We start from the raw sequence: 14,986 nt of genomic DNA, 5'->3' as shown, positions 1-14,986 counted from the left end.
CTCAACCAAAAGGCGTATTGGTAGGCGCGGCAGTGAGCAGAGGCGAGGCTTGTCATAATATTTTTTGGTGTGCTAGCGGGGCAGCACATAGGATTTTGTGCCCTAATCCCTCATTTGGTATTATCATCTCTCCTCTAGCAGCTCCCTAGGATACTCTATCCCCCCACCCAGCGCGCCATAGAGATTGCATAGAGATTCCATATACAAAGTCTTTAGCGCGATGAGGTTTGTCTCTATCTCTAGGAGCGAGCGTTGCGCGTCGATGACTTCTAGATAGGAGGAATACCCCGTGTTGTAGCGTTCCTTTGCGTGTGTGAGGGCTTCTCTCGCGGCTTTTTGCTGCCTTTTGGTGCTAGCGCGCTCTGCGTTGATAAAGGATAGGCTGCTATAGGCGTCCTTTGCCTCCTTGTAGGCTTGTATCACCACATCGCGATAGATATAGGCTGCCTCATCTCTCTGCGCGTTTGCTATGCCAAACGCCCCTTGCAATTCCCCGCCTTTAAAAAGTGGTGTGAGCACGCTAGTGCCAATCCCACCTATGAGCAAAAACTGCGTGAAATCCGCATAGCCCACCGCCCCAAGGTTTAACCCAAGGCTAAAATCGGGCAAGAAGTCCGCGCGCGCTTTTTTAAGATACGCGCTGCTAGAGGCGAGCATAAACTCCGCATACAGCACATCGGGGCGGTGGTTTAGGAGCTTTGAGGAGAGCGCGCTAGGGAGGCTAGGGGCTTGCAGGGCGATAAAGGCAGCGGTGGCGTCAGGGGGTATCATTTTAGCGCAATTTGTCTCTGACAAATTGCTATCGTTCGTGGGGAGTAAATCCCTACTCACTCCGCTACGCGTGCATACAGGGGATTTTATAGAATCTAAGTTATTGTTTGGTGCTGCCACCTCATTAACGCCGCTTGGGCTAGCACCTTTTTTATAAACCAAGCTAGATTCTGACAAATTAGTGCAATTTGCTTGTGGCAAATCCCCGCTCACTCCCTTATTACTGACTCTTAGCGCACATACATTGTCTGAATCTAGTGCTTGAGGTTGTTTGGATTCTGTAATATCACTTGTGGGCTTAGATTTTCTAGCGTTAGATTCCATAGAGGCAAGCCCCTGCATACTAAAGCCCTGCAAGCGCACAAACTTTTGTGACTCCACATCGACGCCCGTGAGGTATTCTAGGGCGTTTTTACTCATAGCAATAGCGCGTTTGGTTTGAGCGATTTGGGCTTGCACAGATTCAAAGGCGATGATGGCTTGCTTGGCGTCATAGGCACTGATATAGCCCATATCTTTACGCTCCTGCATAATCCTAAGCTCCCGCTTGCGCGCCTCTAGCGTGGTATAAAGTAACTCTAGGTGCGCATATGAGCCCAAAAGCGCGATATAAGTCTTTGCCACTAGCATATCGATAGTGAGCCCTATGACATAACTCCTAGCGATACTTGCTTGCAGCGCGTAGTGCTTGCTCTGCTTAGCGTAGCGGTATTTCCCAAAAAAATCCAAATGATAGGAAAAGTCGAGATTGCCCTGTGTGAGGGCATACAGAGGGTGGAGTATGGTTTGGTTATAAGCGGGCTCTATGCTAAGGCTAAGGTGAGGGTAGAGCTGCGCCCTAGCGACTTTGAGGGCGTTTTGTGCCATAGCAATCTGCGTCTTGGCGAGCTTGTTTTGCGTGTGAAACTCCCGCGCGTGCGTGAGCAAAAAGAGTAGGGCGGGATTGTGAAAATCCTCCCACCAATGGGCATTTACGCGCTCTTGAGAGTCGCTTAGAGCTAGCGTGATTTGCGCATCTTGTGGCACATCGCTAATGCGTGGCGCACACGCGCTAAGGATAAGCAGGCAGGGGATAAGCAGGAGCTTTGCTAGGGCTTTGTATGGGAGCTTTGTTGTGTGCTGCCAAAGATTTTTGTTGGGGATTTTGGGGGGCTTTGGGTGTGTTTGTCTCTTGCTTAGATTGCGCGTGGTGGGGGATTTTGCGTGTGTTAGAGCATTGATTGGGGTAGATTTAAATGCCTTAGATTGCGTGAGGTTAGATTGTGAATCTGTTGTAAAATCCGCCTTGTTTGGGTTTAAAATCCCTTTGGGTTTTGTGCGCAAATTTCTGAATCTAGAATCTAAGCTTTTGTTAGATTCTGTAAATTCTTTTGGGCTTAGATTCTGTGTTACAGATTGTGCAAGCTTTGTGCCACTTAGATTCTGTCCTTGCCCATTTTTTAGAATCTCTTTAGATTTTGTGTGTGTTTCAGAATCTGTTGAGCTAGATTCTGTAAATGCCCTAGACTCTGCGCCCCCTAGATTCTGTATTTTTTCATTTTTTAGAATCTCTTTAGATTCTGTAAGTTGTGCGTTTTTTAGGATCTCCGCGTTAGATTCTGTAATCGTCTTTGAATCCACGCTAGATTCTGTAGATTCTCTGTTTCTTAAACTCGCATTCTCACGAATACTTTCTAATTTTTTAGAATCTTGTGTATCGCAAAAGAAAAAGGGGTTTATCCCCTCCCCGCTCCCCTTAGCCCCGAAAAAGATAAAGCGCCGCTTTTCTTTTTCGGCAAACAAGGGGAGAGCCTCGCTATCTCCTTGTCTAGTCAAAAATGCTAAAAATGCACTACTGCATTTTTTTAACGCATTTTCGCCACCACGACAAGGGCGAGTGTCGGTATGCGCTGCCGCGCTACACATTTTATGTGATTTTTGCTTTGCAAAAATGGCGCAATTTTGCAATTGCGCTCGGCTTGCGCTATCGCGCACATTATTATTTGAATCGGGCAAAGCCTTGATAAGGTTTTTTGGTGTTGGAGATTCTGTATATTGCTTAGATTTTGAATCTAAAAAATTAAAACTAGATTCTATGTTTCCCCTAGATTCTGAATCTGAATTACTGAATCTAGAATCTAAGTTTTTCTTAGATTCTGTATTTTCTTTACATTCCGCGCTTGGCTTGCCCTCTTGGCATTCTAAGATTTTGGATGAGAAAAGTGGGTTATCAAGCGAGGGAAAAGTGGGTTATCAAGCGAGGATTGAAGGAGCTTACTAGAGGTAAGTGACTGAAAATCCGAGCGTAGATTCCCGCTTTTATCGCCAAAAGCTGAATGTCTTTGTTCTCTCATTTTGTATATACCTCCACCACCACACTCATTCCCGCACGCAACTCCCCCAACCGCTCATTGCTAGAATCTATCTTGATTTTTATCGGGATTCTCTGAACAATCTTGATAAAATTCCCCGTGGCGTGATTGACTTTTATGGGACTAAACTCACTGCCTGTTGCGGGGGAAATCTCCTCCACCACGCCACTAAACTCCGCATCCCCTAGCGCATCGACGCTAAAGCGCACTCTCTGTCCTAGGGCGATTTTATCCATCTTAGTTTCTTTGATATTGGCTATCACCCAGTGCGTGTGCGGCACGATATAGGCGAGCGCGCTCTCTTGGGAGACAAACTGCCCGATATGCGCGAGAATCTCCCCGAGCTGCCCATCTATGGGGGCTTTGATAAGGGAGTTGTCCAAATCGATGCGGGCGAGCTCTAGCAGGGCTTTTGTGCGATTGAGTTCAGCCTCTAGTGAAGTCTTAGTGGTTTTGAAGGCTTCAAACTCTTGGAGGGCTTTTTGGTATTGTGCCTTTGATTGTGTAAGCGCGGCTTGGGCGTTTAAAAGCCTAGCCTTGACATTGTCATAATCGCGCTTGCTTAAGCTCTCATTTTTGAGCAGCCTTGAAACCCTGCTATTTTCTGCTTGAGCGTTTGTGAGAGTTGCCTGCGCGGCTTTGATTTGGGCTTCTTTTTCGATGATATTGGCTTCGTGGAGGCGGTAGCTTTGGGCGTAGGCTTGCAGGCTGCTCTGTGCGCTCTGCACCCTTGCGCGCGCCTCTTCAAGCCTTTGGACAAAGACGCGCTTATCAATCTGCAAAAGCGGCTGTCCTTCTTTGACAAAGGCAAAATCTTTGGCATACACCTCCGTTACATAGCCGCTCACCTGCGGGGAGAGGAGCGTGGTTTTTGCCTGCACATAGGCATCATTAGTCGCCACGACATTGAGAAAAAAGGGCGGGAGCTGCCACGCATAGAGGATAAGCAAAACGCCTGTGATAATGCCAAGACTTGTGGCGATGATGATAAAGACTTTGGGCTTGCTAGGAAGCCATGAGTAGTGCTCTTTCATAATTGTCCTCCTAAGTTTTGGGATTGTTGTTTGAGAATCTCCGCGGTTTTGGCGTTGTTATGTATCGCGCGGTTTTTGAGGATATCAAGCTCGCGGCGCAGGGAATTTGTCGTGAGTTTAAAATACACATAGCGCACCGCAAGCAGGGCAAAAATCACGCTCCCAATCACACCGATAGCAAAAAACAAATCCCCATACGCCAAAACCCCCGCGTGCCGCTCTAGCACATCGCCCCCTTGCGCGCTAAAGAGGGGGTTGGTTAGATTGTGCGTGATGAGATCTTGGGCGATTTGGGTGCTCTCATAGCGCACAAAATACCCGATAAGTGCCGAACCAAAGAGCCCAAAGACGCCTTGAGAAAAGGTAAAAATAATCGCAAAGGTGATCACATAATTTGTCCCGCGCGCAAAACCTAGCACGATGCCATTGACAAGCAGGGGCCGATAAAAAACACGCTCGCAAAGGCGATGAGAAACTGCCCTAAATACACATCGCTAGGCAGCATACTTGGCGTGAGATTGAGCGAGAGGAAGCTCTCTAGCGGAATGAGAGCCGCGGCGAAGAGTATCATTCCGTGCGAGCGTTCGTAGTTATAGATACACAGACACAAAATCCCGCCAAACAACGCCCCTAGCGTGAGAATCCCATAATAGCCCGTAAGCTGATAATTGCTAAAGCCTAGCACATTGTGCAAAAGTCCCGTGGCACCCGTGCTCTGCTCTGCGAGACACATACGCACAAACGCCGCGGCGAGGGCGAGCTCGATGAGTTGGAAATTGAGCAAAAACTTCAGATGGATAAAGGGGCGTTTTTTGAAAAATTCCGCGATAAAAAAGAGCCCAAAAGAGATAAGGGCGATACACAAGCCATAGGCGATGGGCTCATAATCCTACCAAATGATATTCCCCACGCTAAAGATAAGGCAGCAAAATGCCACTCCAAGCGCAAACAAAAGGATAGAAAAATCCTCTGGAAAAAAGGCTCTAGCGGTGTGTGAGGGCGGGAGCTCGATGAGCAAAAAGACACAAAAGGCGATGAGGCAAAAGCCTATCTCAAAGCAATTCATCAAATACGGATAATCGCTCATACTAAAGGACGCTACGAGAAAATGCGCTAGCGGCGAGCCAATCTGTATAAGCCCGATACTAGCGGGAAAAAGGAGGTATTTTTTGCTCGTTGGGAGCATTTGGAGTGTGTAGAAAATACACAGCACGCTAATCCCGCCACCCACGACACCGCCGATAAATCGCGCAAACACCACCACCCAAAAATTGCTAAAGCTAAGCTCGAGAATCTGCGAGAGCAGGAGCACCACAAAGATACAAGTAAAAAAGACTTTGAGCCCAAAGTGCTGACGGAAGCGAAAGAGCAGGATTGTCGTCCAGACATTGCCCATATAATACGCCGCGCTCACGCACCCGCCCTGCAGGGGAGTGAAGCCAAAATCGCCCTGTAGATAGTCGATGTAGGCGATGATGAGGTTGTTTTGCAAACTCGCAGTGATGAGAATGATGGCAAACGCCACGCCATAGAGCAGGCGCAGGGAGCTAGGCAGGTTTGGCTTAGCTGGACTGCCCCAGATTGAGGGCATTTCATTGGGCTTAAAGCGCTCTTTGATACTAAGTGGCATACACACCTCCATTACTTGGCGATAATGCACAAATCTCTGATAGGGCACAAAGCAGCTTAGGGCGAGATTACAGAATCTAGATTCTGTAATGCGCACAAGGCGTGTTTGGGCGCGCTGCGAGCACGCCCAAATGCTTTGGGACAAATTGCAGAGATTGTGCTAAATAATCCTAGTCTAGGGCAGTCTGTAAGGCTGGAAGGCTTGGAAAGATAATCGCTCTAAGGCTAGATTGTCTTAGAGTTTGAAAGACGGGGTGCATTATATACCTGCTATCTTAATGCAAGTTTGCTAGGGCAAACTTGTTATCGCTCGCGAGGAATAAATCCTCGCTCACTCCGCTTCGCGAGCTGTCAGCGCATTTTCTAGCAAGATTATAGAATCTTTTGGCTTAGCCGCGTCAGGAACGCCGCTTGGGCTAGCGCATTTTCTATAAACCAAACTAGAGCTTATTATTTTATGCAAGTTTGTTTCACAAACTTGATACCGCTCGCGGAGAGTGAATCTCCGCTCGCTCCGCTTCGCGAGCATACACAGAATCTAAATGCGAGATTCTGTGATTTTCTAGTGTCAGCGCGTCAGGAACGCCGCTTGGGCTAGCGCATTTTCTATAAACCAAACTAGAGCTTATCACTTAATGCAAGTTTGCTAGGGCAAATTTGTTATCGCTTGTGGGCAGTCAAATCCTCACTTCGCTCAAAAACTCCTCGCTCCAAGCAATGGCAGTGGAGTATCTCGCGGATTTTGTGTATTATGATGGGGCTAAGATCGCTAAGCTCGCCCAAGAGATAGAATCTAATGCCCGCGATAGCCTGCACACCGCTAGTGATATAACCCAAACCCTAATCCTTGCTAACGATATGAGTATCGCCACGCGTCTAGCAAAATGGAGCAATCCCTACAAAGATGTGATGTATGCCCAAGCACTCAAATCCCTGCGCCTAGCCGATAGCTCAAACACGCTCCCTCCCGCTTATCTCGCACGATATGATTATGACAACAACCTCTGGCTTAATGTCTTTGGCGGGGCAAATATCATCGGTGGCAAGAGCGGGGGCGTGTATGGGCTAAGTGCGGGATATGACGCCAAGATAGGGCAATCCACGCTCTTAGGAGGCTATCTAAGCTATGCGTGGGCGCAGATACAGGGCAGCTCCCTGACGCAAAATGCCCAAAATCTCCAAGCATGGCTCTACACACGCAGCACCATAGGGCGCAGCGAGGTGGATATGAGTGTGCGCTATCAGGCTGGGCTCATCGATCAAAAGAGTATGGGGAGCGAGGCGGAGTATATGAGCAGCTTTGTGGGCGCAAAGGTGGAGTATGGCTATGTCTTTGGCAAGGGCAGTGTGTTCTTTAAACCGCTTGTGGGCGTGAATGTGTATTATCTCTACACACCGCAATACACGCAGCGCGGGGGAGTAGCCACGAGCGTGGAGGCAAGGAGCGATGTGAATGTGAGTGTGAGCGTGGGTGGGGATGTGCGCAAATACTTTGGCAATGGGAGCTTTATCTATATCCTGCCCAAAATCGAGCAGTATGTGATGAGCGGGGATAAGCTCTACACTGCTAGCTTTGTAGGGAGTGATACGAGCTTTATCATCGCGGGCGATGGGGGGCTAAAGACTTATGGCAGTGTGCTTGTGGGTGGAGATATCGCACTTAGAGAGTTTTTGAGCTTTAGTATCGGCGCGGGAGTGAAGCAGAGCCTAGCAGGCACAGATACAAGCGTGACATACCTTAGCGGCAACCTCGGGGTGAAGTATAGATTCTAAGCCCACAAGCGGGGTTATAGAATCTAAGGAATCTAAGCAAAGAGATTTAGGCAGTGAGTGCGCAAGCGGAGCGAGGGTGGATTCACTCCACACGAGCGATAACAATTTTGCTTTAGCTCTAGTCAGGTTTATAGAAAATGTGCTAGCCCAAAACGCGTTCCTGACGCGCTCACACCACAAAATCACAGAATCTCGCTTAAAAGTTGCGTGTATGTTCGCGTAAGCGGAGCGAGGGTGGATTCACTCCACACGAGCGATAACAATTTTGCTACAAGCAAAATTGCATTATTAATATCCAGAATCTACGAGGCGATTTTTAGCGTGTTGCGGATTTTCTCATACGCCTCTTGTATGGTTCTAAAGCGCTCGTTGTAGCTCTCGATAACTTCAGAATCTTGCCCAAAAACATTATCGGGGTGGTATTCCTTGGCAAGTTGCAAATAACGCTTTTTTACCACTTCAAAATCATCTTGATAATGGGATTCTAAAATCATATAGCTATGGCGCAGCTCCCGCTCCTGCTCTGTGAGGAAACTATCGCCAAATCCACCCATACCGCCGCGGTTTCTAAAGCTCTCATAATCAAAATCCAAAATCACATTATGGATGACTTTAAAGCTCACGAGATTGATGATATTGTCCCAAAAATAGGGCTTGGTGCTGTCTAAATAAATCTCATCACGATCGCAGCCCATATAATATTCATCAAAAAGATTGGCGATGTAGCGTCGCGCAGTGGCGTTGGATTTGCTCATTTTGAGCATTACGCGCTTGCCATTAAGGATACGGAGCGAGATTTTCACGCGCTCCACAAGCGAGTTTTTGCCCACGATTTTGATACGGATAGGCAGATAGGTAAAGTCTAGCAAATACTCCAAATCCTGCATTTCGTGATTGTGAGCGTTTTGATCGTTTTGGAGGCACGCGTGATATGCCCAATTGATAAGATAATTTTTTTTAAACCTCTCGCCATCGTCTAAAATAAGCACTGTGCGAGAGAGTCGATAGCTTTTAGAAAAATACTTCTCCGCATACGCGATGGCTTTGTGCAAGAACGCATTGTCGTCTTCAACGGTAATTTGGATATATCTCTCATTTAGTGCTACATTCATCTTATGCGAACTCTCTGGATTAGACTGCTTAGGCTAAAGCAAACAAAATTCCACCTTTGCTTTGGCTTAAAGTATAATATAAATCGACTGAGAACAAAGATTTTTAACCCACAAGCCGCCCGCAATCTCGCCGCTGTGTAAAAACTATGCACCCATTCCACAAAGCACCCGCCCACACGCTCTGCCTCGCCACAATTTTAAGCATTAGTGTGCTACCCTAGTGACTTTGCGCCACTGCGGGAGAAGCGCGAGTGTGCGGCGCATAAGGAGGCTATAAGGTGGATTCTATGATACAAGAGGGCGTATTCGCGCTCATTGGCTTTGTTAGTGGCATTGCCGCTGGGTTTTTTGGTATCGGCGGAGGTGTGATCATCGTGCCCTGTCTGCTGTTTTTTGGTATCGGTATGGAGTATGCCATAGGGATTTCTATTGTGCAGATGATTTTTTCCTCAGTCTTTGGGAGTGTGCTTAATATCTGGCGCAAAAAGCTTGATTTGCAAGCGGGGTTTTATGTGGGTTTAGGCGGGCTGATTGGTGCGAGCTTTAGCGGGCTTATCGTCGCAAATATCCATAGCACGATTTTGCTCCTGCTCTTTATCCTCCTTACCTTTGTGAGTTTCAAAAAATATGTGTTCAACACCAAAACCACTGCCAACCCCAACCCGCCTATCAAAAATCCTAGGGAGCAAAAGCTCGTGATGATTGGCGTGGGGGCACTCACGGGCGTGTTTGCCATCTCGCTGGGTATCGGCGGAGGACTTATCATCGGTCCGCTTCTGGCGTATTTTTTAGGCTTAGATTCTAAAAAAGTCGTGCCCATCTCGCTTTTTTTTATCATCTTTGCCTCTATCTCCGGCTCACTCTCGCTGTATTCCCAAGATCTCATCGACTTGCGCACAGGGCTCATCGTAGGGGGTTTTGCGACAATTGGCGTGGCTATTGGCACTAAGCTTATTGATCTTACAAGCCTCACAAACCACCGATACGCGCTTATTGGGATTTACGCATTCTCGCTCTGTGCGAGCGTGTATAAGCTGTGCGTGATTGTGTTTGAGTGATTTTGGTGCGTATGCCCCATTTTTTACTTTTTGTAAATTCTTTACACAAAATTTAGGTTTTATTAACCTAAATAAACAACTTTTTGTATAAATTATTAGGCCAAACCAAAAAAGTTAGGGAGATAATGATGAACGAACAAACGCAGATCGCACTCATTGGCGGTGGCATTATGAGCTTCACCCTCGCCACAATTCTCAAAGAACTCCAACCATCTTTACAAATCCAAATCTATGAAATGCTTGATGATGTAGGCTTAGAAAGCAGTATGGCGTGGAACAACGCAGGGACAGGGCACCAAGCCCTCTGCGAGCTCAACTACACACCACGCCAAAAAGACGGCACCATCAATATCTCAAAAGCCCTCAAAATAAACCAACAATTTGAACTTAGCAAAGAATTTTGGGCGTATTGCGTCAGAAACAATCTCCTTGATGCACCACAGAGCTTTATCAATCCTCTGCCGCACCTAAGCTTTGTCGCAGATTCTAATGTTACCTTTTTAAAAGACAGATTTGAGGCACTGCGCCAATCGCCCCTCTATGCGCATATGCTATTCTCCCAAGACAGAGAGCAAATCGCACAATGGGCGCCGCTCGTTATGGAAGGACGCGATCCCAATCAGCCCGTGGCGGCGACTTTTATGGACGGCGGGAGTGATGTGAATTTTGGCGCGATTGTTACCCAACTTAGAGCCAATTTAGCCAAAAAAGAGGGAGTGGGGATTTTTCTCTCGCACAAAGTCGCTGATATCAATCGCTCTTCCCAAGGCTGGGAGCTCAAAGTCATCGATACCAAAAACGATGTGCATAAAAGAGTGCAGGCGCGCTTTGTCTTTTTGGGTGCTGGCGGCGGGGCATTCCCACTACTGCAAAAAAGCGCGATACCCGAGGGGAGGGGATACGCAGGATTCCCCGTGAGCGGCTTGTGGCTAGCGTGTAATAATAAAGAGCTCATCGACAAGCACGCGACAAAAGTCTATGGCAAAGCCTCTGTGGGCGATCCACCTATGTCCGTGCCACACCTAGATACGCGTATCATCGATGGCAAAAAGGAGCTGATGTTTGGACCCTATGCGAGTTTTAATACACGCTTTCTCAAATACGGCAGCTTGCTAGATTTCCCGCTCTCTGTGCGGCTAAATAACTTCCTGCCAATGCTGCAAGCTGGGCTTGATAATATCCCACTCACTGCCTATCTCGTGCGCCAAATCTTTTTGGGCAAAAACGGGCGTATGGACAAGCTGGAATTTTATATGCCTAGCGCGAGGCAGGAGGATTGGGAGCTCAAAATCGCGGGGCAGAGGGTGCAGATTATCAAGAAAAATGCCCAAGGCAGAGGCTTCCTAGAGTTTGGCACAGAGGTTGTCGTCTCAGCTGACAAATCTCTCGCGGCGGTGCTTGGCGCATCGCCGGGAGCTTCTATCTCGGTAGATGTGATCCTCGAAGTGCTAGAAAAATGCTTCGCTTCAGAGATACAAACGCATTATGACAAGATTAAAGAGATGGTGCCCTCATACCAAAACACCTTAGAGCAAAATATCGCTAGCTTCAATCATCAACGTGCCCAAACCGCTCAAGCCTTGCAAATCCCTTTTGTAGAGATTTGATCTTAGAATCCGGGTGGGAAATGCAGATGAGACAAGTGAGCAAGCTAGTGCGAATAAGAGTGTGAGCAAGGTAATGTGGCGGGATTTGGCACCGCTGTGAGATTTGCTTGCTGTGCGCGGAGTGCCCTCCCCTCTCTTTGCGCTCCACTGCTTGTGTGCATAAAGTTGTATATAGAATCTAAGAAGACTCCAAAAACGAGCAATGATACAATCTAGGCAATATAACCCAAGCCCAAAAGAATTTAACAGAAATTCAACCCAAATAGATTCAGAATCTGGGGTATTTACAGAATTTAAGCAGATTCACAACCTCAAGAAAAACTTAGAATCTAGTGGGCAGTTGTCAATAGCCAATACTTTCAAAAGATAAGAGGTAGTCTCAAAAGAAGGGATAATGCCCCACCAAAGAGCAACGCCCGAGACAATGCCCCCAAAAGAGGCATTGTGTGGGATAACTAGAAATTGTAAGTATAGCGCGCACCAAAGGCATAGGGTTGGAGGATTGACATTTTTGTTTCGGTGCCACCTTGATCGCCTGTCGCACTCGCACCAATCACACCAAATCGGCTAAAAAACTCCACGCCGTGGTTTTTGGCAAAAATCGTCCTAAGACCAAAGTTTATCCCCATATCAAAGCCTGAAGGATTTTTGAGCCCGCCAGCAGTTAGCCCATCGACTGCCTTACCATAGTGGATCGCATAGCCAAATGAAAGACCAGCAAAAAGTCCTGCAGAGCTCGATTCGCTCGTATAAAAATTATAGAGCGCATCGACATTGGCCATCACATTAAGGGTGCTGATACTTACATGAAGATCTCTTTGTGGAGAGTAATTTGTCCCATTATTGACTTGGAGATACGCTCTTAGCCCAAAGCCCTCGCTAAAAAACCACTTATACCCACCCATAAGTCCATAGCGGAGGTTACCCACACTCGCTACCTTGTTTGTGAGGATAGAGGTATTGTTTGACACTGTATCGTTAAAAGTCGATTCGGTAGTCATTACACTCAAAACTCCTTAGTTAAATTGTCGCCTTATCTTTTAAATCCCTGAATTAACTCCACAAAATCCAAAAAATAAAAACCTCGCCGTTCTATCCCCCCCCCTTATAAGAAACTTAAAAAGAGGCATTTTGTGAGAATCTTGCGTGATTTTTTAGAATCTAAATCTGTCTTAGATTCTATATTTAATGCAAGTTTTTGCTTTAGCAAAAACTTATTACCGCTCGTGGCAAGTGGATTGCCACTACGCTCCGCTTACGCGCTCACTGCTTTTCTAGCAAGTTTATAGAATCTCTTAGTGTGAGCGCGTCAGGAACGCCGCACACTGAATTGATTGTATGTGATTTTTGCGTTGCAAAATGGCGCAATAGGCTTGCGCTATCGCGCACATTATTGCTATTTGGCAAAGCCTCGCACAAGTTTTTTTGAAGTGGCAACTTGTGAATCTGTTTTAGATTCTGAATGCAACTCTGAAATCTCACTAGATTCTAAATCTATCACGCTAGATTCTAAAGCTTTGGATTCTGTTGGGCTAGATTCTGCAATTCCTTAGATTCTAAACCTTGCTTGTATGAATCTTGATTGGATTTTTTGGCGATAGATTCTGTAATGGCTTTAGAATCTAAAGATTTTGCTCCGCTCAATAGGACGAGATTTGTGCTTGTGGATTTGTGTGGAATTTTGTGGAGGCTAGATTCTGAGTTTTTGGGAATTTTGGGATTGCGCGCTGTTTGTGGGTGTGCTAAGAGGGTGTGCGAGCCCTGCGGGGTGCAAAGCTCGCGTGGTGGGAAAGCTAGATGAGCTTTGTGCTTTTTAATATCGCTTGGAAGCTTGGAGTATCATTCATCGCCATATCGGCTAGGACTTTTCTATCGAGCTCGATATTGGCGAGCTTGAGCGCGTGCATAAACTTCGAGTAGCTCACGCCATTACTCCTACAAGCCGCATTGATACGGGTGATCCATAGGCGTCTAAAGTCTCGCTTCTTGCGCTTCCTGTCGCGGAACGCATAATACATACTGCGCTCTAGCTGCTCTTTTGCCTTTCGGAAGTGCTTGCGACGTCCGCTATAAAAGCCTCGCGCTAGTTTTAGAATCTTTTTGTGTCGTCTGCGTCTGACAACGCCTGTCTTTACTCTCATATTTTCTCCTTTACCTTTGTCTTAATAGGTGTGAGCCTGTGGCTCTCCTTGCCCTGTCGCACGCGTGTGCTTAGGGGAGTTTCATAGATTCTGCGCTACGCCATACAAAGCAGGCTTTTGACAGAATCGACATTGCTCTTATGCACATAGTGCGGCGCGTTGAGGTTTGCTTTGCGCTTTGGACTTTTCTTAGTCAGGATATGACTTTTAAAAGCACTGCCACGCTTGATGGCGTTTTTCTTGAGCTTAAAACGCTTAGCCGCACCGCGATTTGTCTTCATCTTTGGCATCACTCTCTCCTTTCGTGTAATTAAAAGCCCGCAATTCTACTCACTTTTGGCTTTAACTTCGCTTTTGTGCTAGGAAACTTTTGCACAGGAGATAGAGGAGTTTGCCGCGACGCCTAAGCCTAAAATATCTCTGTCTAAGGAATGCCCTAATGCGCGATGTGAGCGTGTAGCGTATCGGTGGGCAAGGGGTTTGGAGGGCTTGGGCGATGTGCTCTAGGGATTGTGCGTGCAGCCTGCTAGCGAGTGTGCGCAGGGCTTGGGATTTGCCTTGTATGCGGGATTTGGGCATATCGAGGGCTTGGCGCAGAGATTCAAACAAACTATCATCATCATAGATGAGCGCGTTTTCTTGGGTTAGCAAAAAGTGCGAGGCGAATTTGGAGTGGATAATGGGGATAATCCCAAAGCCATAGCTTAGCCCCAAACTGCCGGAAAAATCATACAAATACCTGTCGTGATGTGGGTTGCTCGCATCAAGGAGAGGGAGGATAAAGTGGGATTGGCGAGCGTGGGCATAGAGCGTGTCATAGCTCACATAACCTGTGAAGCGCAGGCGATCCCCTAGATTGTGTGTATCATAGAGGCTCTTATCGTAGCTCCCCACGATGGTGAGGCTAAAGGCGGTATGCGTGTGTGCTAGTCGCCCAAAGAGCTTTAGGAGTGGTGAGAGATCTTTGCTCAAACGCCCGGCGATGAGGAATCTAGTAGGCTCGTCGTGTGTGGGGTGTGGATTCTCGGAGCTCTTGGGGTGTGCATTGCATTCATCGTGTGTGGGGTGTGTGGAATCCTCGAGATTTTTGGCGTGTGAGTGCGTGCCAAAAAAATGCGCGTTGAGGAAGTGTGGGTAAAAGGTGTTTGGTAGGAGCGAAAAGATGCGCTGTGTGGGTAAGATTCTCTTATATTGCAGTGTTGCGTTGTGATCTATGGCGCAAAAGCCGTTTTTGGGTTGGCGACACGGGATAAAGTGGGGGAGTGAAAGTGGTGGGATTTGGTAGATTACAAGGGTGTTGAAAAAGGCAAATTCATAAGCCTCAACCTGCGCGCTGCCTAAAAGTATCTCGATATGTACCGGGCTCGTGGCAAAGGCTCTCACCCTATCATCAAAGCCAAGTTTTAGGGCATTGTCCAAAAAGAGCTGCGTGTGTAGCAGCACATCGACTCGGTAGCCAAGCTCGAGCATATAGCGCACCAAAGCGCACAAAACTTCCCCATGAGATGGA

18 protein-coding genes are annotated in these 14,986 nt (G+C 47.2%); 5 read left to right on the top strand and 13 right to left on the bottom strand.

What is annotated here, in order from left to right; all coding sequences use genetic code 11:
• Positions 1-123: 123 nt before the first annotated feature.
• Positions 124-2,766, bottom strand: a complete 2,643-nt coding sequence (locus tag ACH2BK_RS03825; RefSeq protein WP_395002157.1) for a TolC family protein — start codon at positions 2,764-2,766, stop codon at positions 124-126.
• A gap of 4 nt (positions 2,767-2,770) precedes the next feature.
• Between ACH2BK_RS03825 and ACH2BK_RS03820 the strand changes: the two genes are divergently transcribed.
• The gene (locus tag ACH2BK_RS03820) at positions 2,771-3,031 is read left to right on the top strand and encodes a hypothetical protein (RefSeq protein WP_395002156.1); all 261 of its coding nucleotides are present in this window, start codon (positions 2,771-2,773) and stop codon (positions 3,029-3,031) included.
• A 69-nt stretch (positions 3,032-3,100) separates the two neighbouring features.
• Here ACH2BK_RS03820 and ACH2BK_RS03815 read toward each other — a convergent pair whose 3' ends face one another.
• From ACH2BK_RS03815 to ACH2BK_RS03795, 5 genes are all read right to left on the bottom strand, one after another.
• A complete protein-coding gene (locus ACH2BK_RS03815) occupies positions 3,101-4,156 on the bottom strand; it encodes an HlyD family secretion protein (protein ID WP_395002155.1) in 1,056 nt (351 codons plus the stop codon).
• On the bottom strand, positions 4,153-4,575 hold the full coding sequence (locus ACH2BK_RS03810; protein ID WP_395002154.1) for a hypothetical protein: 423 nt from the start codon (positions 4,573-4,575) through the stop codon (positions 4,153-4,155). Before ACH2BK_RS03810 ends, ACH2BK_RS03815 begins: the two co-directional genes overlap by 4 nt.
• Positions 4,569-5,021, bottom strand: coding sequence for a hypothetical protein (locus tag ACH2BK_RS03805; protein WP_395002153.1), 453 nt, complete (start codon positions 5,019-5,021; stop codon positions 4,569-4,571). The genes ACH2BK_RS03810 and ACH2BK_RS03805 overlap by 7 nt, the downstream gene beginning before the upstream one ends.
• 24 nt (positions 5,022-5,045) lie before the next feature.
• The gene (locus ACH2BK_RS03800; RefSeq protein WP_395002152.1) at positions 5,046-5,930 is read right to left on the bottom strand and encodes an MFS transporter; all 885 of its coding nucleotides are present in this window, start codon (positions 5,928-5,930) and stop codon (positions 5,046-5,048) included.
• Between the two features lie 325 nt (positions 5,931-6,255).
• Positions 6,256-6,402 (bottom strand): hypothetical protein, encoded by a 147-nt coding sequence (locus tag ACH2BK_RS03795; RefSeq protein WP_395002151.1) that lies wholly within the window; start codon positions 6,400-6,402, stop codon positions 6,256-6,258.
• A gap of 40 nt (positions 6,403-6,442) precedes the next feature.
• On the opposite strand from ACH2BK_RS03795, the gene ACH2BK_RS03790 reads away from it, so the two are divergent.
• A complete protein-coding gene (locus ACH2BK_RS03790) occupies positions 6,443-7,558 on the top strand; it encodes an autotransporter outer membrane beta-barrel domain-containing protein (RefSeq protein WP_395002150.1) in 1,116 nt (371 codons plus the stop codon).
• Positions 7,559-7,860: 302 nt separating this feature from the next.
• Here ACH2BK_RS03790 and ACH2BK_RS03785 read toward each other — a convergent pair whose 3' ends face one another.
• Positions 7,861-8,670: a J domain-containing protein gene (locus ACH2BK_RS03785; protein WP_394995054.1), complete on the bottom strand. Its 810-nt coding sequence runs from the start codon at positions 8,668-8,670 to the stop codon at positions 7,861-7,863.
• Positions 8,671-8,957: 287 nt separating this feature from the next.
• Between ACH2BK_RS03785 and ACH2BK_RS03780 the strand changes: the two genes are divergently transcribed.
• From ACH2BK_RS03780 to ACH2BK_RS03770, 3 genes are all read left to right on the top strand, one after another.
• Positions 8,958-9,728: a sulfite exporter TauE/SafE family protein gene (locus tag ACH2BK_RS03780; protein WP_394995293.1), complete on the top strand. Its 771-nt coding sequence runs from the start codon at positions 8,958-8,960 to the stop codon at positions 9,726-9,728.
• A gap of 83 nt (positions 9,729-9,811) precedes the next feature.
• Positions 9,812-11,335 (top strand): malate dehydrogenase (quinone), encoded by a 1,524-nt coding sequence (mqo, locus tag ACH2BK_RS03775; RefSeq protein WP_395002149.1) that lies wholly within the window; start codon positions 9,812-9,814, stop codon positions 11,333-11,335.
• A 202-nt stretch (positions 11,336-11,537) separates the two neighbouring features.
• Positions 11,538-11,705 (top strand): hypothetical protein, encoded by a 168-nt coding sequence (locus ACH2BK_RS03770; protein WP_395002148.1) that lies wholly within the window; start codon positions 11,538-11,540, stop codon positions 11,703-11,705.
• Positions 11,706-11,790: 85 nt separating this feature from the next.
• Here the strand turns inward: ACH2BK_RS03770 and ACH2BK_RS03765 are convergent, their stop codons facing one another.
• From ACH2BK_RS03765 to ACH2BK_RS03740, 6 genes are all read right to left on the bottom strand, one after another.
• Positions 11,791-12,336 (bottom strand): outer membrane beta-barrel protein, encoded by a 546-nt coding sequence (locus ACH2BK_RS03765; protein ID WP_395002147.1) that lies wholly within the window; start codon positions 12,334-12,336, stop codon positions 11,791-11,793.
• A gap of 262 nt (positions 12,337-12,598) precedes the next feature.
• Positions 12,599-12,742, bottom strand: coding sequence for a hypothetical protein (locus ACH2BK_RS03760; protein ID WP_395002146.1), 144 nt, complete (start codon positions 12,740-12,742; stop codon positions 12,599-12,601).
• A 102-nt stretch (positions 12,743-12,844) separates the two neighbouring features.
• Positions 12,845-12,979 (bottom strand): hypothetical protein, encoded by a 135-nt coding sequence (locus tag ACH2BK_RS03755; protein WP_394995047.1) that lies wholly within the window; start codon positions 12,977-12,979, stop codon positions 12,845-12,847.
• A 149-nt stretch (positions 12,980-13,128) separates the two neighbouring features.
• Entirely contained in the window at positions 13,129-13,476 is a 348-nt protein-coding gene (gene rplT, locus ACH2BK_RS03750; RefSeq protein ID WP_394995044.1) for a 50S ribosomal protein L20, read from the bottom strand.
• Between the two features lie 95 nt (positions 13,477-13,571).
• On the bottom strand, positions 13,572-13,766 hold the full coding sequence (gene rpmI / locus ACH2BK_RS03745) for a 50S ribosomal protein L35 (RefSeq protein WP_394995042.1): 195 nt from the start codon (positions 13,764-13,766) through the stop codon (positions 13,572-13,574).
• A 52-nt stretch (positions 13,767-13,818) separates the two neighbouring features.
• Complete coding sequence (locus ACH2BK_RS03740) at positions 13,819-14,967, bottom strand: hypothetical protein (protein WP_395002145.1); 1,149 nt, start codon at positions 14,965-14,967, stop codon at positions 13,819-13,821.
• Between the last annotated feature and the right edge of the window lie 19 nt (positions 14,968-14,986).

This window comes from uncultured Helicobacter sp. (assembly GCF_949282165.1).
Lineage (GTDB): Bacteria > Campylobacterota > Campylobacteria > Campylobacterales > Helicobacteraceae > Helicobacter_F.
This window is presented reverse-complemented; position numbering and strand designations above follow the sequence as displayed.